The following is a 15,938-nucleotide window of genomic DNA, read 5'->3' as shown; positions in this document are numbered from 1 at the left end:
GCGGAAGTAACACCGGAAGGCGAAACTTTCGTGATGCGATCGAGGTATGGACAGGAGGCAGCCAGCGCAACGTCCAAAACTACACCCAAACCTACGGGGGTGTCAAAGTACCACCCGTGGCGATCCGCGGGCGTCAACTTCGCCCCGGTGTGTCCGTGTCGATATTCCCGGCGTTCAGATCGCCGATACCGCCACAGCCGAGTGGCGGTCTTCACAAGGTGTCCGGCCGGGCCTCAGAGTCCGCTGGCTGCGTTCACGGTGCCCACGCCGGCGAGTTGTCTCCTGTGACAGCCGCCGCTGTTGTGAATAGCGTGACGGCTAGGACGAAAGTCGTCAAGTGGCGGGCCGAGTTGACAAAACGCGAGATCGCCTGTCGCAGAGCAAGATCACCCTCCGACGTCGCGCAATGCCGGAAATACGGCGGCGAGCAGGCGATGTGACGACCGACTTACCGGTGATCCCCGACTCCCGCCGGGGATCTCCAGGGCCTACTTGTCGGTGATCTCCGAGGCCAGCCAGTGGCCGTCGGTCTTCTGCATGCGCAGCACGATCGGGCCCGACGCGAGGGGTTCGGGCTTGCCGTCCTTGACGGCGGAGATGTTCAGATTCACCAGCAGCTCGGCCCGGTCGCCGGTGAGCAGTGTCACGCCGATCGGGTCGGTCTTGACCGTGGTGTCGGTCTGGGTCTGCTTGATGGTGTCGACCGTGGTGTCGACGAACTTCGCGAAGTCCTTCTGCATCTTCTCGGTGAGCACCGAGTTGACCGAACCCTTCCACTTGTCGATCTCGGCGGCCTTGTAGCCGTAGAGCGTCGTCAGGGCGTGGTCGGCGGCGGCCTTGACCTCATCGGTGGCCGCGTTGTCGACATAGGCGAGATTGCCGGAGCCGGAGTTGGGCTTGCTCACCCAGTGATTCACCGCACCGACGATCGCGAAGGCCAGCAGCAGGGCCGACAGCGCCGCGCAGACCGTGGCGATGCCCCAGTCCGCCCAAAACCCACCGAGCCCCGCCCGCTTGGAATACTGTTGCGAGGCACGGTCTTTGGCCGGGCCCCGGCCGCGGATACCGGCCCGGACCCGACCGCGCGGGGTGGCGCGCGAGGCGGTGTTGTCGGAACGCTCGGTGGTGGACCGGGCGTTCACGTCCGCGGCGGTGGTCCGCGACGCGGTGCCGCGCTGGGCGGCCGGGCGGCGCGGGGTGACGCGATTGACGGGTCGTTTCCGGTTGGCCATGGTCACTCCCTCCTAGTTGCCCGGCTTGGGCGCCGTGGTCGGCTGCTGGGCGGGCTGTCCGGAGCCGAGCGGCACCGGTTCGCCCAGGTTCTGCGCCTTCTCGGCCTTCCAGGTGCTGCCCTGCTTGACCAGGTCGAGGGTCCACAGCTGGCGGAACGAGGCGGGCTGGCCGCCGGGCCAGCTGCGGGTGATCTTCAGGACCGCGAAGGCCGAGGCGTGGTCGCGTTCACTGTTGAGCGAGGTGAGCGTGATGCCCTCGACCGCGGACTCGATCCGGGTCTTGGACTCCTGGGCGGTCTGCTTGAGCTGCTCCTGCCCGTCCTCCTGCTGTTTCAGGAGGTCCCCCGTCATCGATGACCGGATGTTCGCCAGCGACCCGTCGATATCGTCGGGATTGATCGACATGAGGTTGACCGCGGCCTGGCGGGCGTCGGTGAGGGCGGCGTCGCGGGCCTCGGCCCGGGACTCGTCCTTGCTGTCACCGATCCACAGGAACCCGATCACACCGGCGGCGACGACCGAGACGGCCAGCAGACCGGCCGCGCCGATCCGGGCCAATTTCCGGGGATCGCGAGGTTCGGTGGTGACGGCGTCGGCCTGGGACGCGTCCGGGGTCGTGTCGGGAACCGGCTCGACCGCCGGCTTCTCGAGGTTCGCCCCCGATTCGCTGTCCTTGTCCTGGCTCACGCCGCCACCATACTTTCCGCTCCTGCCGGTCAGTGCTTGGGAGTGATGCCCATGAGGGTGGACAGCTGGGTGGCCACCGGGTTCAGGTTGAGCTTCTCCGGGTCGTACTTGGGCTTGTCGTCCCACGGCTGCGCGACACTGGGGTCGGCCAGTTCGGCGCGGGACCCGCCGCGCACGGCGGTCTCGCTGCCCTGCGGCACCGCGCAGGTGGCCGCGGTGTTGAGCGGGAAGTCGTCGCGGGTGTCGTCGAAGTTCGGGTTCTGGGCCTTCATCTGGTCCAGGATCCGTTGCGTGCCTTCGTATCCCAGCGTGCAGGCGGGCGGGTTGTTGGTCTCGAGCACCAGGCCGAAGTGGGTGGTGCCGTCACCGGGCGCGGTGGAGGAACCGCCGAGCGGCAGCAGCGGCAGCATGGCCAGCACCGGGCCGAGGGCGTAGAACTTCGGCGAGATGGCGTGCAGCAGGACCCGCAGGTTGGTGAGGTCCTTGGTGAGGGCCGGGCCGCTCTCCTGCAGCAGGCGATTGATCGAGGAGCCCGCGTCGGTGCCGGTGCCGATCAAGCGGCGGATGTCCGGGTCGCTGGACTTCAGCTGCGCGGTGAGCTTGTCCAGACCGTCGCTGAACTGCAGGATCGCCGGGGACTGTTCGGCCTGGGTGCCCAGCACGGTGTGGGCGGACCGGATCAGGGCCAGGGTCTGCTGCAGGTTGTCGCCGCTCGCGGTGGCGGTGAACTTGTTGAGCGAGTCGATCAGGATCTTGAGGTCGTCGCCCTTGCCGTCGAAGGCCTTGCCGAGTTCGGTGATGGTGGTGGACAACGCCTTCAGGTCGGTGGTGCCGGCGAAGGTGTCGACGCTGGTGAGCAGGTCCTCCACGTGGATGGGCAGCTGCGCGCCGGTGATGACCGAGCCGTCCTTCAGGTACGGCCCGCCGTCGCTGGAGGGCAGCAGGTCCACGAACTGCTCGCCGATGGCGGAGCGGTCGGCGACCACGGCCTTGGCATTGGCGGGGACCTTGGGCTTGGAGGAGTTCATCTCCAGAGTGATCAGCACGCCGTCCGGGGTGATGTCCAGGTCGCCGACCCGGCCGACCGGGACGCCGCGGTAGGTGACCTCCGCGCCCTTGGACAGGTTGCCGGTCTCGGTGGCCTGCACCTTCACCTTGTACAGCCCGAAGCCGAGCATATTGTCCAGCCGCACGTACTTGGCGCCGACGAAGACGACGCCGAGCACGGCGATGATCGCGAAGGCGATCAGCTGATTACGCACCAGACGAGTCATCGCGGACCACCCACTCCCAGCTGCTCGAGGATCGATCCGAGCGGATCGGTCGGTCCCGGCTGCCCGGTGGGCCGCGCCACGGTGGCCGGCAGGGGCAGCAGCGAGACGGTCGGCCAGCCGCCGCGCGGCCCGTTGCCGTTGTAGTACGGGTTGGTCGGATCCACGTTGACCTGGCGGCCCGCGGGCGGCAGGTACTGCGGATCCGGCTTGCCCACACCGAGATTCGACAGCAGGCCGCCGATCTGCAGGTCCACCGAGAGCCAGGTGTTGACCTGGCCGCCGAACGCGGACTTGATGGCCTCGTCCGGGAACGGATACGTGGGGATGAGCGGGAACGCCGTCACCAGGTCACCGGCCGACGCGCCCAGCGCCTGCAGCGTGGGCCGCAGCGAGGACAGGTCGGTGATCAGGTTCTCCTTGGACTTGTCCAGCACGTCGATCCCGGCCTGGCCGACCCGGTCCAGCTGGGTCAGCAGCTGGATCAGTTGCGGCCGTTGCTCGTTGAGGATCTTGATGCCCGCGGGCAGCTCGTCGAGGATCTTGGTGATCTGGGTGGTCTGCGTGCTCACCCGGCTGCTCAGCGTGTTCAGGCTGTCCAGCGCGCGGGTGATATTGCCGACCTGGTCGTCGAGGCCCTTGATCAGGGTGTTGGCCTGGTTCAACAGGTCCCGGACCTTGCCTTCGCGGCCGTCCAGAGTCTTGTTGAGCTCCACGATGATCGGCTGCAGCTGCGCCACGCCGCCGCCGTTGAGCAGCAGCGACAGCGCGCCGAGCACCTGCTCCACCTCGGTGGCGGTGCGGGTGTTCTCGACGGGGATGCGAGCCCCGTCCTTCAAGCGCGCGGAGTCGGCGTCCTTGGCGGGCGCGGACAGCTCGATGTACTTCTCGCCCAGCAGGTTGGTCTGCTTGACCTCGGCGCGGGCATTGGCGGGCAGGTTCACGTCATCGTTGACCAGCACCTGCACGCTGGCTTCCCAGGCGTTGTCGGGGGCGATGCGGATCTTGTCGACCCGGCCCACGGCCACACCGTCCACCTTCACCGTGGACTGCGGGACCAGGTCCAGCACGTCGGCGAAGCGGATGTCGAGGTGCAGCGGATGCTTGCCGATGTTCGGGCCGCCGGGCAGCGGAATGCTGTCCGCGCCACAGCCCGCCGCCACCAGCGTCACCGCGCCGAGCGAGGTGGCGACCAGCGCCGCGCGCCGGATCCGGTTGGCGCTCATCGCTGTCCACCTTCCTGCTGCGACGGCGGCAGCTGGTCGGACGGATTGCCGGGCACCGAGCCGGGCACCGGATTGCGCTGTTCGTTCTCGCCGCTGAGGATGCCGAAGGGCAGCACCAGCGACGGCGTCTTCACACCCGCGGTGAGCTGGTCGGTGATCAGCTTGCAGTTGTTCAGGATCGGGCCGAGCTGCCGCGAGATGGCCTCGAACTTGGGGTCGCCGGGACGCAGCTTGCCCAGGTCCAGCATCTTGCAGATGACGCCGAACGGGTCCTGCAGATCGGTGAAGTTGGGGCGCATGTCGAGCGTGCCGCTCTCACCGTTGTGCACGTTGATCAGGTTGCTCAGCGCGGTCGGGATGAGCGGCAGCGCCTTGGCCAGATCGTCGCGCTGATCGGCGAGGGTCTGGGTGAGCTTGGTCAGCGCGTCCGCGTTGGACTGCACCAGTTCCCGGTTGTTGTCGATGAACCGGGCCACGTCGCCGAGCGCGACCGAGAGCAGGCTCAGCGCGTCGCCGAGGGTCTGGCGCTCGTCGGACAGGAACCCGGCCAGCGAGGCCAGCTGGGTGTTGAAGGTCCGGACCTGCGCGTCGTTGTCGGCCAGGGTCTGCACGAAGGTCTGCAGGTTCTTGACCGTGTCGAAGATGTCGGTGCGCGAATCGGAGAGCGCGTGCGCGGCCTTGGACAGCTGGGTGAAGCTGTTGCCCAGCGCGTCGCCGTTGCCGGCCAGGTTCTCGGCGCCGGTGCGGGCCAGCTGGTTCAGCGCGCCGTCCTTGTTGGCGCCGTTGGGGCCGAGCGCCTCGGACAGTTCGGTGATGCTCTTGTAGAGACGGTCCACCTCGACCGGGGTCGCGGTGCGGTCCTTGGGGATGGTGGCGTTGCGCCCCATCTTGGGTCCGCCCTTGTAGGCGGGCGCGAGCTGGATGTACCGGTCCGACACCACCGAGGGGGTGATCTGGGCGGCCTTGGCGTCGGCGGGGATGTCGTACTTGCGGTCGACCTTCATGACGACCTCGACCACGTCACCCTTGGGGGTTACCGAGTCCACGCGGCCCACCGGCACGCCCAGGACCCGGACGTCCGAGCCCTTGTAGATGCCGATCGACTTGTCGAAATACGCGGTGATCTTGGTGGTTTCGAGCCGGTCGTAGCTCCACCACGCGACACCCGCGAGCACGACCGCCAGGGCGGCCACCACGGCGATGATCTTGCTCTTACGGCTGGTGCCGCTCAACGCGGTCAGCGGATTCTTCGCCACGGGTTACCCTCCCAACTTGCGAATCGGATCGCGGTTGCCCGGAATATCGGGCAGCGCGGGCGGAATCAGGTTCGTGATGACCGCGTCGAACCAGCGGCCGGTGCCCAGCACATTGGAGTACAGCCCGTAGAAGGGCGCCGCCAGCGTGAGAGTCTTGGACAGGTCGGCCTGGTGGTCGTTGAGCAGGTCGATCGTCTTGTTGAGGTTGGTCAGCGCCGGCCCGATCTGCTCCTCGTTGTCCTTGACCAGCGCGGTCAGTTCCGCCGCAACGGTTTTCGCACCGGTCAGCAACTGGTGGATGGCCTGCTGGCGGACATTGAGCTCCGCGATCAGCTGGCCGCCGTTGGCGAGCAGCCGCTCGAACTCCTGATTGCGGTCGGCCAGCACCTTGGAGGTGGTCCGGGTGGCGGCGAACAGCTTCTTGAGCTGGTCGTCGCGCTTGGCCAGCGACTCCGAGAGCCGGGCCACGCCGTCGATGGACCCGCGCAGCTGCGGCGGAGTCGCGGAGAAGGCGTCCGAGAGCACCTGGAAGCTCTGCGCGAGCTGTGCGGTGTTGGTCTGCTCGATGTTCTTGGCGGCATCGCTGAAGGCGTCCACCACGTCGTAGGGAGACACGGTGCGCGACAACGGAATCCGGTCACGCGGATTCGCGGTGCGGTCGCCCTTGGGGTCGAGCGCCAGGTACTTCTGGCCGAGCAGCGTCTTGATCTGGATGGACGCGCTGGTCTCGTTGCCGATCCAGGCGTCCTGGGTGCGGAAGTCGACCAGCACCTTGTCGCCGTCGAGGCGGACATCGGAGACCGCGCCGACCTTCACACCGGCGATGCGGACCTCGTTGCCCTTCTTCAGGCCCGCGGCCTCGGAGAACTCGGCGGTGTACTTGGTGCCCGCCCCGATCAGCGGCAGCTTGTCCAGGTTGAACGCGGACAAGGTCACCAGCAGCACCAGGATCAGGCCCAGCCCGCCCATGAATGCCGGACTGCGCTTGCCCATGACAATGCGGTCATCCATCAGCGGCCTCCCTTCCCGTGGCAGCGCGGCGCCGGATTCGTGTAGATCGGCTGATTCACCGTCGGCATGTTCTGGAGCGCGGGCGGGAAGTTCAGCTGCGGCGCGTCCTTGATGCCCGGCCCCGCGACGATGTCGATGCCGCACAGATAGAACTGGAACCAGGAGCCGTAGGAGGCGGCGCGGCCCAGCTTCTCCATCTTGATGGGCAGGTTGGTCAGGCCCTCGTCGACCTCGTCCTTGCGGTCGTTGAGCGTGCCGGTCAGCTGGTTCAGGCCCGCGATCGCGCCCTGCAGGTTCGGCCGCACCGGGACCAGCAGGTCGGCGGTGGCCTGGGCCAGTCCGCCCAGCGAGGAGACCGCGGAACCGATGGTGCCGCGCTCGGCGTTCAGGCCGGAGACCAGCGCCTCGGTGTTCACGATCAACTGGTCGAGCTGGTCGCCGCGCGAATTGATGCTGTCCAGCACCAGATTCAGGTTCTTGATCAGCTCACCGATCACCGCGTCCTTGTCGGCGATCTTGTTGGTCAGCGAGGCGGTGTTGGCCACCAGGTCCGCGATGGTGCCGGACTCGCCCTGGAAGACCTGGATGATCTCGTAGGACAGCTTGTTGACGTCCTCGGGGGTGAGGGTCTGGAACAGCGGGCGGAAGCCGTTGAACAGCTCGGTCAGATTCACCGCGGGCTTGGTGCGCTCCAGCGGAATCGTCGCGCCCTTGTTCAGCTTGCGGCCCTGCTGCCCGGTTCCCTGCTCCAGCGCGATGTAGCGCTGGCCCACCAGGTTCCGGTACTTGATGGTCGCCGTGGTCGAGGCCGGCAGCCAATCCCGGTCGGTCAGTTCGAATTCCACATTGGCCAGGCGCTTGTCCACGATGGCCACATTGGTCACCTTGCCGACGCGGACACCCGCGACCCGGACCTCGTCGCCCTTGTTCAGGGAGGTCACGTCGGTGAAGCGGGCATTGAACTTGGTGCCGCCGCCACCGTAGTTGGCGATGGTGAGCGCCAGCACGCCCGTCAGGAAGACCGTGACGAGAATGAAGGCGATCAGTTTGGTCAGCGTCGGCCCGAGACCGCGCAACAGATCCTTCACTTGACGCTCACCTCACTGCCGCGGAAGGCGGGCGCGGCGATCTTGGTGACCCAGCTGGGCACCTCCTCGGGCGAAACGCCGTGGGCGGCACCGTAGATCGTGCCCAGCGCCTGGGACTCCTGCGGCGAGTACGCGGTCGTCGGCGTCTGGGGCCCGTACACCTTGTACTGCGGCGCCTGCATCCGGCCGACGTTCTGGTCACCCGGGTTCCGGCTCGGCGGCTGGTAGGAGCCGTCATTGGCGGAACCGTCGGTGTACTGACCCGGATCGGTGAAGGGCGGGTACATCGGAACGCAGAGCGGGCCACGCTGATCGAACCACCGCGGCTCGTCCTGGTTGGGGACGTAGCGGCCGCGCGGATTCACGATCGACACGCTGACCCGCGAACCCGGCAGGTCGGTGCCCTTGCCGAAGATCTGGTCGATGCGCGGCTTGAGCTCGGCGAAACCGGCCAGCGCGCAGCTGTAGCTCGGCGAGTACCTGGCCAACTCCACCAGCGCGGGCCGCGAGTCCGCAGCCACGTCGATGATGTTGTCGCGGTTGAGCAGCAGGAAGTCGGCGGTGGTGGTGGCGCTCGGGGTGAGCGTCGCCAGCAGGGTGTCGATCTGCGACTTCTTCTGCACCACGGTCGCGTTGGTGGTGCGCAGATTGTCCAGCGCGGACACCAGCTGCGGCGCGGCGTCGGAGTAGGTGGTGGCCACGTCGGCCAGGCTCTTCAGATCGTCCTGCAGGGTCGGCATCACGCCGTTCACCTGGGTGACGATGTCGTCGAGCCGGTCGATGGTCTTGCCCAGCTCCTCGCCCTGACCCTGCAGCGCGTTGGACAGCGCGCCCAGCGTGGAGGACAGGTACTGCGGCGGAATCGCCTGCAGCAGCGGCAGGATGTGGTCCAGCAGCTGGCTCACCTCGACGGCGTTGCCGGAGGTGTCCTGGTGCAGGGTGAGGCCCTCGGTGAGTTTGCCCTGCGGGCTGTCCGGCCACACCAGGTCGATGTAGCGCTCACCGAACAGCGTCTTGGGCAGCAGCCGCGCGGTCACGTTGGACGGGATCTTGTCCGCCTTGGCGGGGTCGATGGCCAGGTCCAGGTGCACGTTCTTGCCGTCGTAGCTGCTCGAGCGCAGCTCGCCGACGGTCACGCCGCGGACCTTCACGTCCGCGTTGCGGGTCAGCGCGTTGCCGACGGTGTCGGTGATCAGGTTGACCCGCACGGTGTCCACGAACTGCTTGTTGTAGATGGCGATGGTGGTCCACAGGAACAGCGCGACCAGCGCGAAGAACAGCACGCCCAGGGTCCGCTTCTTCAGCGTCTGCCCGCGCTCCGGGTTGCTCATCCGGCCACCCGCACCGTCGTGGTCGTGCCCCAGATCGCCAGGGACAGGAAGAAGTCCAGCACGTTGATCAGCACGATCGCGGCGCGCACCGCGCGGCCCACGGCCACGCCGACGCCCGCGGGACCGCCGGTGGCGTTGTAGCCGTAGTAGCAGTGCACGAGGATGATCACGAACGCGAAGACCAGCACCTTCACGAACGAATAGAGCACGTCCTCGGGTGGCAGGAACAACGCGAAGTAGTGGTCGTAGGAGCCGCTCGACTGCCCGTTGAAGTAGATGCTGATCAACCGCGAGGCCAGGTAGGTGCCCAGCAGGCCGACCACGTACAGCGGGATCACCGCGAGGAAGCCCGCGATGGCGCGCGTGGTCACCAGGAACGGCACCGACGGCACCGCCATCACCTCGAGCGCGTCGATCTCCTCGGAGATCCGCATGGCGCCCAGCTGGGCGGTGAAACCACAGCCGACCGTCGCCGAAAGTGCCAGTGCCGCAACCAGCGGCGCGAGCTCACGGGTGTTGATGTACCCGGTGAGGAAGCCGGTGAGCACGCCCGAGCCCAGCGCGTCGAGCGCCTTGAAGCCCTGCAGGCCCACCACCACGCCGACCGAGGCCGACATGAACACGATGACGCCGATGGTGCCGCCGATGACCGCCAGCGCGCCCGACCCGAAGGTCACCTCGGCCAGCAGCCGGGTGACCTCCTTGCGGAAGTGCACGATGGTCCGCGGGATGGCGCCGATCGCCCGCGAGTAGAACGACATCTGGTCGCCGGCCTTGTCGACCATGTTGACCGGAGCCATGAGCGCGGGCTTGACCCGGCGCGCCGACCGGGAGAAAACGGTGGAGCGCTGCGAAACGACCATTGTCACGCGCCCTTTGCGGGTACGACCTGAAGATAGATCAGGGTGAGGATGAGGTTCAGGAAGAAGAGCACGAGGAACGTGATGACCACCGACTGGTTCACCGCGTCGCCCACGCCCTTGGGTCCGCCCTTGGGATGTAAGCCCTTGTAGGCGGCGATGACGCCCGCCACCACACCGAAGATCAGTGCCTTGATCTCACCGATCACCAGGTCGGGGATTTGCGCGAGGGCGGAGAAGGACGCCAGGTACGCGCCCGGGGTGCCGCCCTGCAGCCCCACGTTGAAGAAGTAGCCGCCGCAGATGCCGACGACCGAGACCATGCCGTTGAGCAGGAAGGCGACCAGCATCATGCCCAGCACCCGCGGAACCACCAGGCGCTGAATGGGATCGATGCCGAGCACTTCCATGGCGTCGATCTCCTCGCGAATGGTGCGCGAGCCGAGATCGGCGGCTACTGCGGAGCCGGCGGCTCCGGCGATGATCAATGCGGTGACCACCGGTGCGGCCTGCTGGACCGTGGCCAGCACGCTGGTCGCACCGGTGAAGTTCTCCGCCCCCAGCTGCTTGATGAGCGAGCCGGTCTGCAGGGCCACCACGGCGCCGAACGGGATTGCCACCAGGGCGGCGGGGAGGATCGAGACACTCGCGATGAACCACGATTGCTCGATGAACTCCCGCCACTGGAAAGGCCGGCGGAACGTCTTCCGGAACACGTCGAGAAAGAGTCCGAAAACATTGCCGGCCTGGGCAAGTCCCGACTCGACCGAGGTGCGCAGTCGCGTCGAGGAGGGGTTCACGGGCGGTATGTTACCCGTTAGTTAGGTTCTGTCGAACCGTGGAGTCGTAGCCACCCGAATACGACGGCATCACCTGCGTGTCGTCGTCGCCGTTCTCGGCCATGGACTCCCGGATCGCCTCCTGCGCGGCGGGCGGCAGGGTGTGCATGATCTGACGGACCCGCTCACGGCGACGATGCACCGCGCCACGCACCGGCATACCCGGCTGCGCCCGCATCTGCGGGATGATGCCCTCGATCTCCTCGGCGCCACCGGCGTGGTGACCCGAGTCGAACATGGCCTGCTCGCGGGCCATCTGGGCTTCGTCCTTCTCCTCGGACATACCGATCGGACCCTGCATACGGCCGTTGAGGAACTGCTTGACCACCGGCTCGTCCGAGGTCAACAGCACCTCGCGGGGACCGAACATGACCAGGTTGCGGCGGAACAGCATGCCGATGTTGTCCGGCACCGTACGGGCCAGGTTGATGTTGTGCGTGACGATCAGGATCGTCGCGTCGATCTGCGCGTTGATGTCGATCAACAGCTGCGAGAGGTAGGTCGTACGAACGGGATCCAGACCCGAGTCCGGCTCGTCGACGAGGATGATCTGCGGGTCCAGCACCAGCGCGCGGGCCAGGCCGGCACGCTTGCGCATACCACCGGAGATCTCACCGGGGAGCTTGCCCTCGGCGCCGAGCAGACCGGTCAGCTCGAGCTTCTCCATGACGATCTTCTTGATCTCGGATTCGCTCTTCTTGGTGTGCTCGCGCAACGGGAAGGCCGTGTTGTCGAACAGGTTCATCGACCCGAACAGCGCGCCGTCCTGGAACAAGACGCCGAACAGCTTGCGGATCTCGTACAGATCCTTGTTCGAGCAGGTGGTGATGTCGGTGCCGTCGATGTAGATCGAGCCCTTCTCCGGACGGAGCAGACCGATCAACGACTTCAGGAAGACGGACTTACCGGTACCCGACGGACCGAGCAGAGCGCTGACTTCCCCCGACGGCAGCGTCAGCGTGACGTCCTGCCAAATACGCTGCGAACCGAACGACTTCGTGATGCCTTCGGTCCTGACCTCGACGCCCACGCCAACCTCCACTTTCTCCGACGAGCGCCCTACATGTGGGACGATCCGCCACAAATTTCGCGCGGTGTGGCGCGTCACAGTAGGTCCGGTCACTGTATCGCATGGAGACCGTCTCGGACACTGGGACCTGACCGGTCGGTAGCAATATCTGGAATACCCACCTGATCACGCGCCAATCACGGCAGCAGAATACGCGAAAAGGGCGGTACCACAATGGGTACCGCCCTTTTCACAATATCGACGCGGCCGGGGTGTGACCCCGGCACACCATCAAGTGAATTACTTGATGGTGATCTTGGCGCCGGCCTCTTCCAGCTTCGCCTTGGCAGCCTCGGCGGCGTCCTTGGCGACCTTCTCCAGGATCGGCTTCGGGGCGCCCTCGACCAGGTCCTTGGCTTCCTTCAGGCCCAGGCCGGAGACGATCTCACGCACGACCTTGATGACCTGGATCTTCTTGTCGCCGGCACCCTCGAGGATGACGTCGAACTCGTCCTGCTCCTCGGCGGCCTCGGCCGGGGCGCCAGCGGCACCCGCGACGGCGACGGCGACCGGAGCGGCAGCGGTGACCTCGAACTTGTCCTCGAACGCCTTCACGAACTCGGACAGCTCCAGCAGGGTCATGCCGGCGAAGGTCTCGAGCAGCTCATCAACGTTGGCCATTGATATTTCCTTTCGGTAGTTCCGTCACCGCGCGGCGGTGACGAATAGGTTTGGGGTAGTGACTTATTCGGCGTCGGCAGCAGCGTCGGCGGCCGGAGCGGCAGCGCCACCCTCGGCCTGCTTCTTCTCCTGCAGCGCGGCCATGAGGCGCGCGACCTGGTTGCCGGGGGCGGCGAACAGGCCGGCGGCCTTCGACAGGTTGCCCTTCATGGCACCGGCCAGCTTGGCCAGCAGCACCTCGCGCGACTCGAGGTCGGCGATGCGCTCGACCTCGGCCACGGACAGCGCAGCGCCGTCCATGTAGCCGCCCTTGATGATGAGCGCCTTGTTGTCCTTGGCGAACGCCTTCAGCGCCTTGGCGGCCTCGACCGGCTCGCCGGTGATGAAGGTGATAGCGGTCGGACCGACGAACAAGTCATCCAGGCCAGCCACGCCCGCCTCGGCGGCAGCGCGCTTGACCAGGGTGTTCTTGGCGACGGAGTAGGTAGCGTTCGCGCCGAGCGCACGACGCAGCTCGGTGATCTTGCTGACCGACAGACCGCGGTACTCCGTGACAACCGTCGCGGTGGACGCCTTGAACTGCTCGGTGATCTCCGCAACCGCGGTGACCTTCTCAGAATTCGCCATACTTCGCCTCCTCTCTGGATGGTCGGTTCTCGTGTGAACTACCGAGTTCCGCCAACAGGGGCCGGCGACAAAGCTAACGCCCCGGTCGCAGAGCGAACCCGGGGCGCAGAAGAAACGGTCGCGATCTCTCGCGGGTTTCCCGACCTCGGTTCTCCCTGCGTGGGTCGCCGGCAATATCGCCGGACCTTCAGCCGCCTGACGGCAGCAACCAACGGTCTTCGGTAGAACGATGTGGGGTGATCACCGGAAACTCCGGAGAGCATGTCGATGACCGTCGTCCAATATAGCGGACCAGCATCGATACGCCAAAACGGGGTCAGCGCACCCCGCTCAGGGTGCTGCTGCCCGAGAAGAAGGCATACATCAGCTGACATTGCGGCGTGGTGGAACGCGGAGCGTCCCAGTATCCGCAGCCCAGCAGCTCGGCGGAGCCCAGGAAGGGAATTCCCACCAGCACCGCCCCTGGCAGCAGGTACAGCAGTGACCCGTCGCCCCAGTTCGTGGGGATGGCGGATCCGGAATCGGCGACCGGCGCCGGCACCAGCGCGACGGGCTCGGCCACGGCGGCCGGGGTGGCCAGCAGTCCGGTGAGGAAGGCGGCTGCGGTGAGGGTCAGGGTGAGACGGCGCATGTGCGCACCCTGTCATCGAATTTCCGGACGCGACAGACTGTAAAAGTGGGGTATTTCAAATTGACTGATCTCGGATAGTGTCTGCGCAACTGGTTCCAGGAGGAAGCAATGACCAGAACGGTCTCGAAAGTCCTTGCCGCCGTAGCGATTTCCACCGCGATCGCGGGCATCGCCGCGGCTCCGGCGAACGCCGACGTCACGTTGCCCCCGCGCACGACCGGATCGGCGGGCGTCGACGCCGGATCCACCGTGCTCCAAGCCGGATCATCCGCCATCGTCACCCCGATCGTCGGGATGCTCATCCGATCCCTGTGCACGCTGAGCACCAGTGACCCGACCTGCGACCTCCCCGATCTCTGACCAACCACCGGACAAGACTATGAAATTCGGGTATTTCAGAAGAATTGACTCGGGGTCAGGTTCTACGCACCCAACCATGGGAGGCAACCGATGAGCCGGATGCTCACCAAATCCCTTGCGACGGCGGCACTTTCCGCTGCCCTCCTCGGCGCGGCGGCGGTTCCGGCCGAAGCCGCACCGGCCGCCCCGGTGGCCGACAGCGGATCCGCCGGCAGCTCCGCGGCGAGCCTCTGGGACGGATCCGCCCACATGCCCGCCCCGGGCTTGGCGATCGTCAACTCGCTCGCCGCCATCTTCTGCACGGTCGCCCAGTCCGTCCCGGGCAGCAGCAGCATATGCCGTTTCAACCCGGACGGCTTCCCCATCGGTTAGGTCATCGGCTCACCCAGCGAAAACCGAAGGCCGACACGATTTCTCGTGCCGGCCTTCGGTTGTTCTTGCGTCGCTACACGTCGCGGAAGGGGACTCAGTCCTCTTCGGCGAAGTTGCGGGTGCGGTTCGGGTCCACCGGGATGCCCGGTCCGGTGTTCGTCGAGAACGTCACCTTCTTGACGTAGCGGCCCTTCGCGGTGGAGGGCTTGACGCGCAGGATCTCGTCGAGGGCGGCGCCGTAGTTCTCGGCCAGCTTCTTCTCGTCGAAGGAAGCCTTGCCGATCACGAAGTGCAGGTTGGCCTGCTTGTCGACGCGGAAGTTGATCTTACCGCCCTTGATGTCGTTGACAGCCTTGGTGACATCGGGGGTGACCGTGCCGGTCTTCGGGTTCGGCATCAGGCCACGCGGGCCCAGCACGCGAGCGATACGACCGACCTTGGCCATCTGGTCCGGGGTGGCGATCGCGGCGTCGAACTCCAGCCAGCCGCCCTGGATGCGCTCGATCAGGTCCTCGGCGCCCACGGCGTCGGCACCGGCGGCCTCGGCCTCGGCGGCCTTGTCACCGACGGCGAACACGATGACGCGGGCGGTCTTACCGGTGCCGTGCGGCAGGTTGACGGTGCCGCGGACCATCTGGTCGGCCTTACGCGGGTCGACACCCAGACGGACGGCAACCTCGACGGTCGCGTCGGTCTTGGTGGTGGCGGTCTCCTTCGCGAGCCGCGCGGCGGCCAGCGGAGCGTAGAGAGCAGCGCGGTCGACCTTGGCGGCCGCCTCGAGATAAGCCTTGCTTCGTTTTGCCATGTTGATCTGTCCTTGTCTAAGTCAGAAGTGGTGCGGGACAGGCGGTCCCTCCCACCGAGCCGGAAGGCTCTTACTCCGCGATGGTGATACCCATCGAGCGGGCAGTACCAGCGATGATCTTCGCCGCGGCGTCGATGTCGTTGGCGTTCAGGTCTTCCTGCTTGGTCTTGGCGATCTCACGGACCTGGTCCATGGTGATCTGCGCGACCTTGGTGCGGTGCGGCTCGGCGGAGCCCTTCTGCACACCGGCGGCCTTCAGCAGCAGACGCGCGGCGGGCGGCGTCTTCAGCTTGAAGTCGAACGTGCGGTCTTCGTAGACCGTGATCTCGACCGGGATGACGTTGCCACGCTGCGACTCGGTCGCCGCGTTGTACGCCTTGCAGAACTCCATGATGTTGACGCCGTGCTGACCCAGCGCCGGACCCACCGGCGGAGCCGGGTTGGCCTGGCCGGCCTGGATCTGGAGCTTGATGAGCCCAGCGACCTTCTTCTTCTTCGGGGGCATCTTTCTTCCTTGGTTAGGTTCCTTACGGATCACCCGTAAGCCTTTTCCGGGACTTGCGCCCAGGGCAGCTCGAGATCAGGCCCTAGGCACAACCCGGCAAGTCTACGTGAACGCGAAAAAGGCGGTGACACCGGGTGAAACCCGGGC

Annotated in this window: 18 protein-coding genes; 2 read left to right on the top strand and 16 right to left on the bottom strand. The window is 66.5% G+C overall.

Annotation, left to right across the window (positions count from 1 at the left end):
• Positions 1 to 488 precede the first annotated feature (488 nt).
• From ABZ382_RS20845 to ABZ382_RS20780, 14 genes are all read right to left on the bottom strand, one after another.
• Complete coding sequence (locus tag ABZ382_RS20845) at positions 489 to 1,232, bottom strand: hypothetical protein (RefSeq protein WP_357091099.1); 744 nt, start codon at positions 1,230 to 1,232, stop codon at positions 489 to 491.
• Between the two features lie 12 nt (positions 1,233 to 1,244).
• On the bottom strand, positions 1,245 to 1,919 hold the full coding sequence (locus ABZ382_RS20840) for a hypothetical protein (protein ID WP_357091097.1): 675 nt from the start codon (positions 1,917 to 1,919) through the stop codon (positions 1,245 to 1,247).
• 29 nt (positions 1,920 to 1,948) lie between these two features.
• Positions 1,949 to 3,193, bottom strand: coding sequence for an MlaD family protein (locus tag ABZ382_RS20835; RefSeq protein ID WP_357091095.1), 1,245 nt, complete (start codon positions 3,191 to 3,193; stop codon positions 1,949 to 1,951).
• Positions 3,190 to 4,416, bottom strand: a complete 1,227-nt coding sequence (locus ABZ382_RS20830; protein ID WP_357091093.1) for an MCE family protein — start codon at positions 4,414 to 4,416, stop codon at positions 3,190 to 3,192. Before ABZ382_RS20830 ends, ABZ382_RS20835 begins: the two co-directional genes overlap by 4 nt.
• Positions 4,413 to 5,672, bottom strand: a complete 1,260-nt coding sequence (locus ABZ382_RS20825) for an MCE family protein (RefSeq protein WP_357091091.1) — start codon at positions 5,670 to 5,672, stop codon at positions 4,413 to 4,415. The genes ABZ382_RS20830 and ABZ382_RS20825 overlap by 4 nt, the downstream gene beginning before the upstream one ends.
• Positions 5,673 to 5,675: 3 nt before the next feature.
• Positions 5,676 to 6,683, bottom strand: a complete 1,008-nt coding sequence (locus ABZ382_RS20820) for an MCE family protein (protein ID WP_357091089.1) — start codon at positions 6,681 to 6,683, stop codon at positions 5,676 to 5,678.
• Positions 6,683 to 7,759 carry an MCE family protein gene (locus ABZ382_RS20815; RefSeq protein WP_357091365.1) on the bottom strand — a complete coding sequence of 359 codons (1,077 nt, stop codon included), beginning with the start codon at positions 7,757 to 7,759 and terminating at the stop codon, positions 6,683 to 6,685. Before ABZ382_RS20815 ends, ABZ382_RS20820 begins: the two co-directional genes overlap by 1 nt.
• 8 nt (positions 7,760 to 7,767) lie before the next feature.
• Positions 7,768 to 9,102 (bottom strand): MCE family protein, encoded by a 1,335-nt coding sequence (locus tag ABZ382_RS20810; protein WP_357091087.1) that lies wholly within the window; start codon positions 9,100 to 9,102, stop codon positions 7,768 to 7,770.
• Positions 9,099 to 9,902: an ABC transporter permease gene (locus ABZ382_RS20805; RefSeq protein WP_357091363.1), complete on the bottom strand. Its 804-nt coding sequence runs from the start codon at positions 9,900 to 9,902 to the stop codon at positions 9,099 to 9,101. The genes ABZ382_RS20810 and ABZ382_RS20805 overlap by 4 nt, the downstream gene beginning before the upstream one ends.
• A 65-nt stretch (positions 9,903 to 9,967) precedes the next feature.
• Positions 9,968 to 10,762 carry an ABC transporter permease gene (locus ABZ382_RS20800; RefSeq protein WP_357091085.1) on the bottom strand — a complete coding sequence of 265 codons (795 nt, stop codon included), beginning with the start codon at positions 10,760 to 10,762 and terminating at the stop codon, positions 9,968 to 9,970.
• A gap of 10 nt (positions 10,763 to 10,772) precedes the next feature.
• The gene (locus ABZ382_RS20795) at positions 10,773 to 11,831 is read right to left on the bottom strand and encodes an ATP-binding cassette domain-containing protein (protein ID WP_357091084.1); all 1,059 of its coding nucleotides are present in this window, start codon (positions 11,829 to 11,831) and stop codon (positions 10,773 to 10,775) included.
• Between the two features lie 279 nt (positions 11,832 to 12,110).
• Entirely contained in the window at positions 12,111 to 12,491 is a 381-nt protein-coding gene (gene rplL, locus ABZ382_RS20790; protein WP_357091083.1) for a 50S ribosomal protein L7/L12, read from the bottom strand.
• A 63-nt stretch (positions 12,492 to 12,554) separates the two neighbouring features.
• Positions 12,555 to 13,118 (bottom strand): 50S ribosomal protein L10, encoded by a 564-nt coding sequence (gene rplJ, locus ABZ382_RS20785; protein ID WP_357091081.1) that lies wholly within the window; start codon positions 13,116 to 13,118, stop codon positions 12,555 to 12,557.
• A 316-nt stretch (positions 13,119 to 13,434) separates the two neighbouring features.
• Positions 13,435 to 13,749: a hypothetical protein gene (locus tag ABZ382_RS20780; RefSeq protein ID WP_357091079.1), complete on the bottom strand. Its 315-nt coding sequence runs from the start codon at positions 13,747 to 13,749 to the stop codon at positions 13,435 to 13,437.
• A 108-nt stretch (positions 13,750 to 13,857) separates the two neighbouring features.
• Here ABZ382_RS20780 and ABZ382_RS20775 point away from each other — a divergent pair, with 108 nt between their 5' ends.
• Both ABZ382_RS20775 and ABZ382_RS20770 read left to right on the top strand, forming a co-directional pair.
• Entirely contained in the window at positions 13,858 to 14,109 is a 252-nt protein-coding gene (locus ABZ382_RS20775; RefSeq protein ID WP_357091077.1) for a hypothetical protein, read from the top strand.
• Positions 14,110 to 14,199: 90 nt separating this feature from the next.
• Positions 14,200 to 14,481 (top strand): hypothetical protein, encoded by a 282-nt coding sequence (locus ABZ382_RS20770; RefSeq protein ID WP_357091075.1) that lies wholly within the window; start codon positions 14,200 to 14,202, stop codon positions 14,479 to 14,481.
• Between the two features lie 94 nt (positions 14,482 to 14,575).
• On the opposite strand, the gene rplA is transcribed toward ABZ382_RS20770, so the two are convergent.
• Together rplA and rplK are read right to left on the bottom strand one after the other, a co-directional pair.
• Positions 14,576 to 15,286 carry a 50S ribosomal protein L1 gene (rplA, locus tag ABZ382_RS20765; protein WP_357091073.1) on the bottom strand — a complete coding sequence of 237 codons (711 nt, stop codon included), beginning with the start codon at positions 15,284 to 15,286 and terminating at the stop codon, positions 14,576 to 14,578.
• Between the two features lie 70 nt (positions 15,287 to 15,356).
• Entirely contained in the window at positions 15,357 to 15,791 is a 435-nt protein-coding gene (rplK, locus tag ABZ382_RS20760; RefSeq protein ID WP_357091071.1) for a 50S ribosomal protein L11, read from the bottom strand.
• Positions 15,792 to 15,938: the final 147 nt, after the last annotated feature.

The organism is Nocardia sp. NPDC005825, assembly GCF_040630175.1.
Lineage (GTDB): Bacteria > Actinomycetota > Actinomycetes > Mycobacteriales > Mycobacteriaceae > Nocardia.
Note: the sequence above shows the minus strand (reverse complement) of the source record. Positions and strands in the feature narration are given on the sequence as shown.

Bases quoted from the DNA above. Each gene is read 5' to 3' on its own strand.
- rplK (WP_357091071.1), bottom strand. From the start codon at position 15,791: ATGCCCCCGAAGAAGAAGAAGGTCGCTGGGCTCATCAAGCTCCAGATC.
- ABZ382_RS20845 (WP_357091099.1), bottom strand. From the start codon at position 1,232: ATGGCCAACCGGAAACGACCCGTCAATCGCGTCACCCCGCGCCGCCCG.
- rplJ (WP_357091081.1), bottom strand. From the start codon at position 13,118: ATGGCGAATTCTGAGAAGGTCACCGCGGTTGCGGAGATCACCGAGCAG.
- ABZ382_RS20780 (WP_357091079.1), bottom strand. From the start codon at position 13,749: ATGCGCCGTCTCACCCTGACCCTCACCGCAGCCGCCTTCCTCACCGGA.
- ABZ382_RS20820 (WP_357091089.1), bottom strand. From the start codon at position 6,683: ATGGATGACCGCATTGTCATGGGCAAGCGCAGTCCGGCATTCATGGGC.
- ABZ382_RS20775 (WP_357091077.1), top strand. From the start codon at position 13,858: ATGACCAGAACGGTCTCGAAAGTCCTTGCCGCCGTAGCGATTTCCACC.
- ABZ382_RS20805 (WP_357091363.1), bottom strand. From the start codon at position 9,902: ATGGCTCCGGTCAACATGGTCGACAAGGCCGGCGACCAGATGTCGTTC.
- rplL (WP_357091083.1), bottom strand. From the start codon at position 12,491: ATGGCCAACGTTGATGAGCTGCTCGAGACCTTCGCCGGCATGACCCTG.
- ABZ382_RS20835 (WP_357091095.1), bottom strand. From the start codon at position 3,193: ATGACTCGTCTGGTGCGTAATCAGCTGATCGCCTTCGCGATCATCGCC.
- ABZ382_RS20810 (WP_357091087.1), bottom strand. From the start codon at position 9,102: ATGAGCAACCCGGAGCGCGGGCAGACGCTGAAGAAGCGGACCCTGGGC.
- rplA (WP_357091073.1), bottom strand. From the start codon at position 15,286: ATGGCAAAACGAAGCAAGGCTTATCTCGAGGCGGCCGCCAAGGTCGAC.
- ABZ382_RS20830 (WP_357091093.1), bottom strand. From the start codon at position 4,416: ATGAGCGCCAACCGGATCCGGCGCGCGGCGCTGGTCGCCACCTCGCTC.
- ABZ382_RS20770 (WP_357091075.1), top strand. From the start codon at position 14,200: ATGAGCCGGATGCTCACCAAATCCCTTGCGACGGCGGCACTTTCCGCT.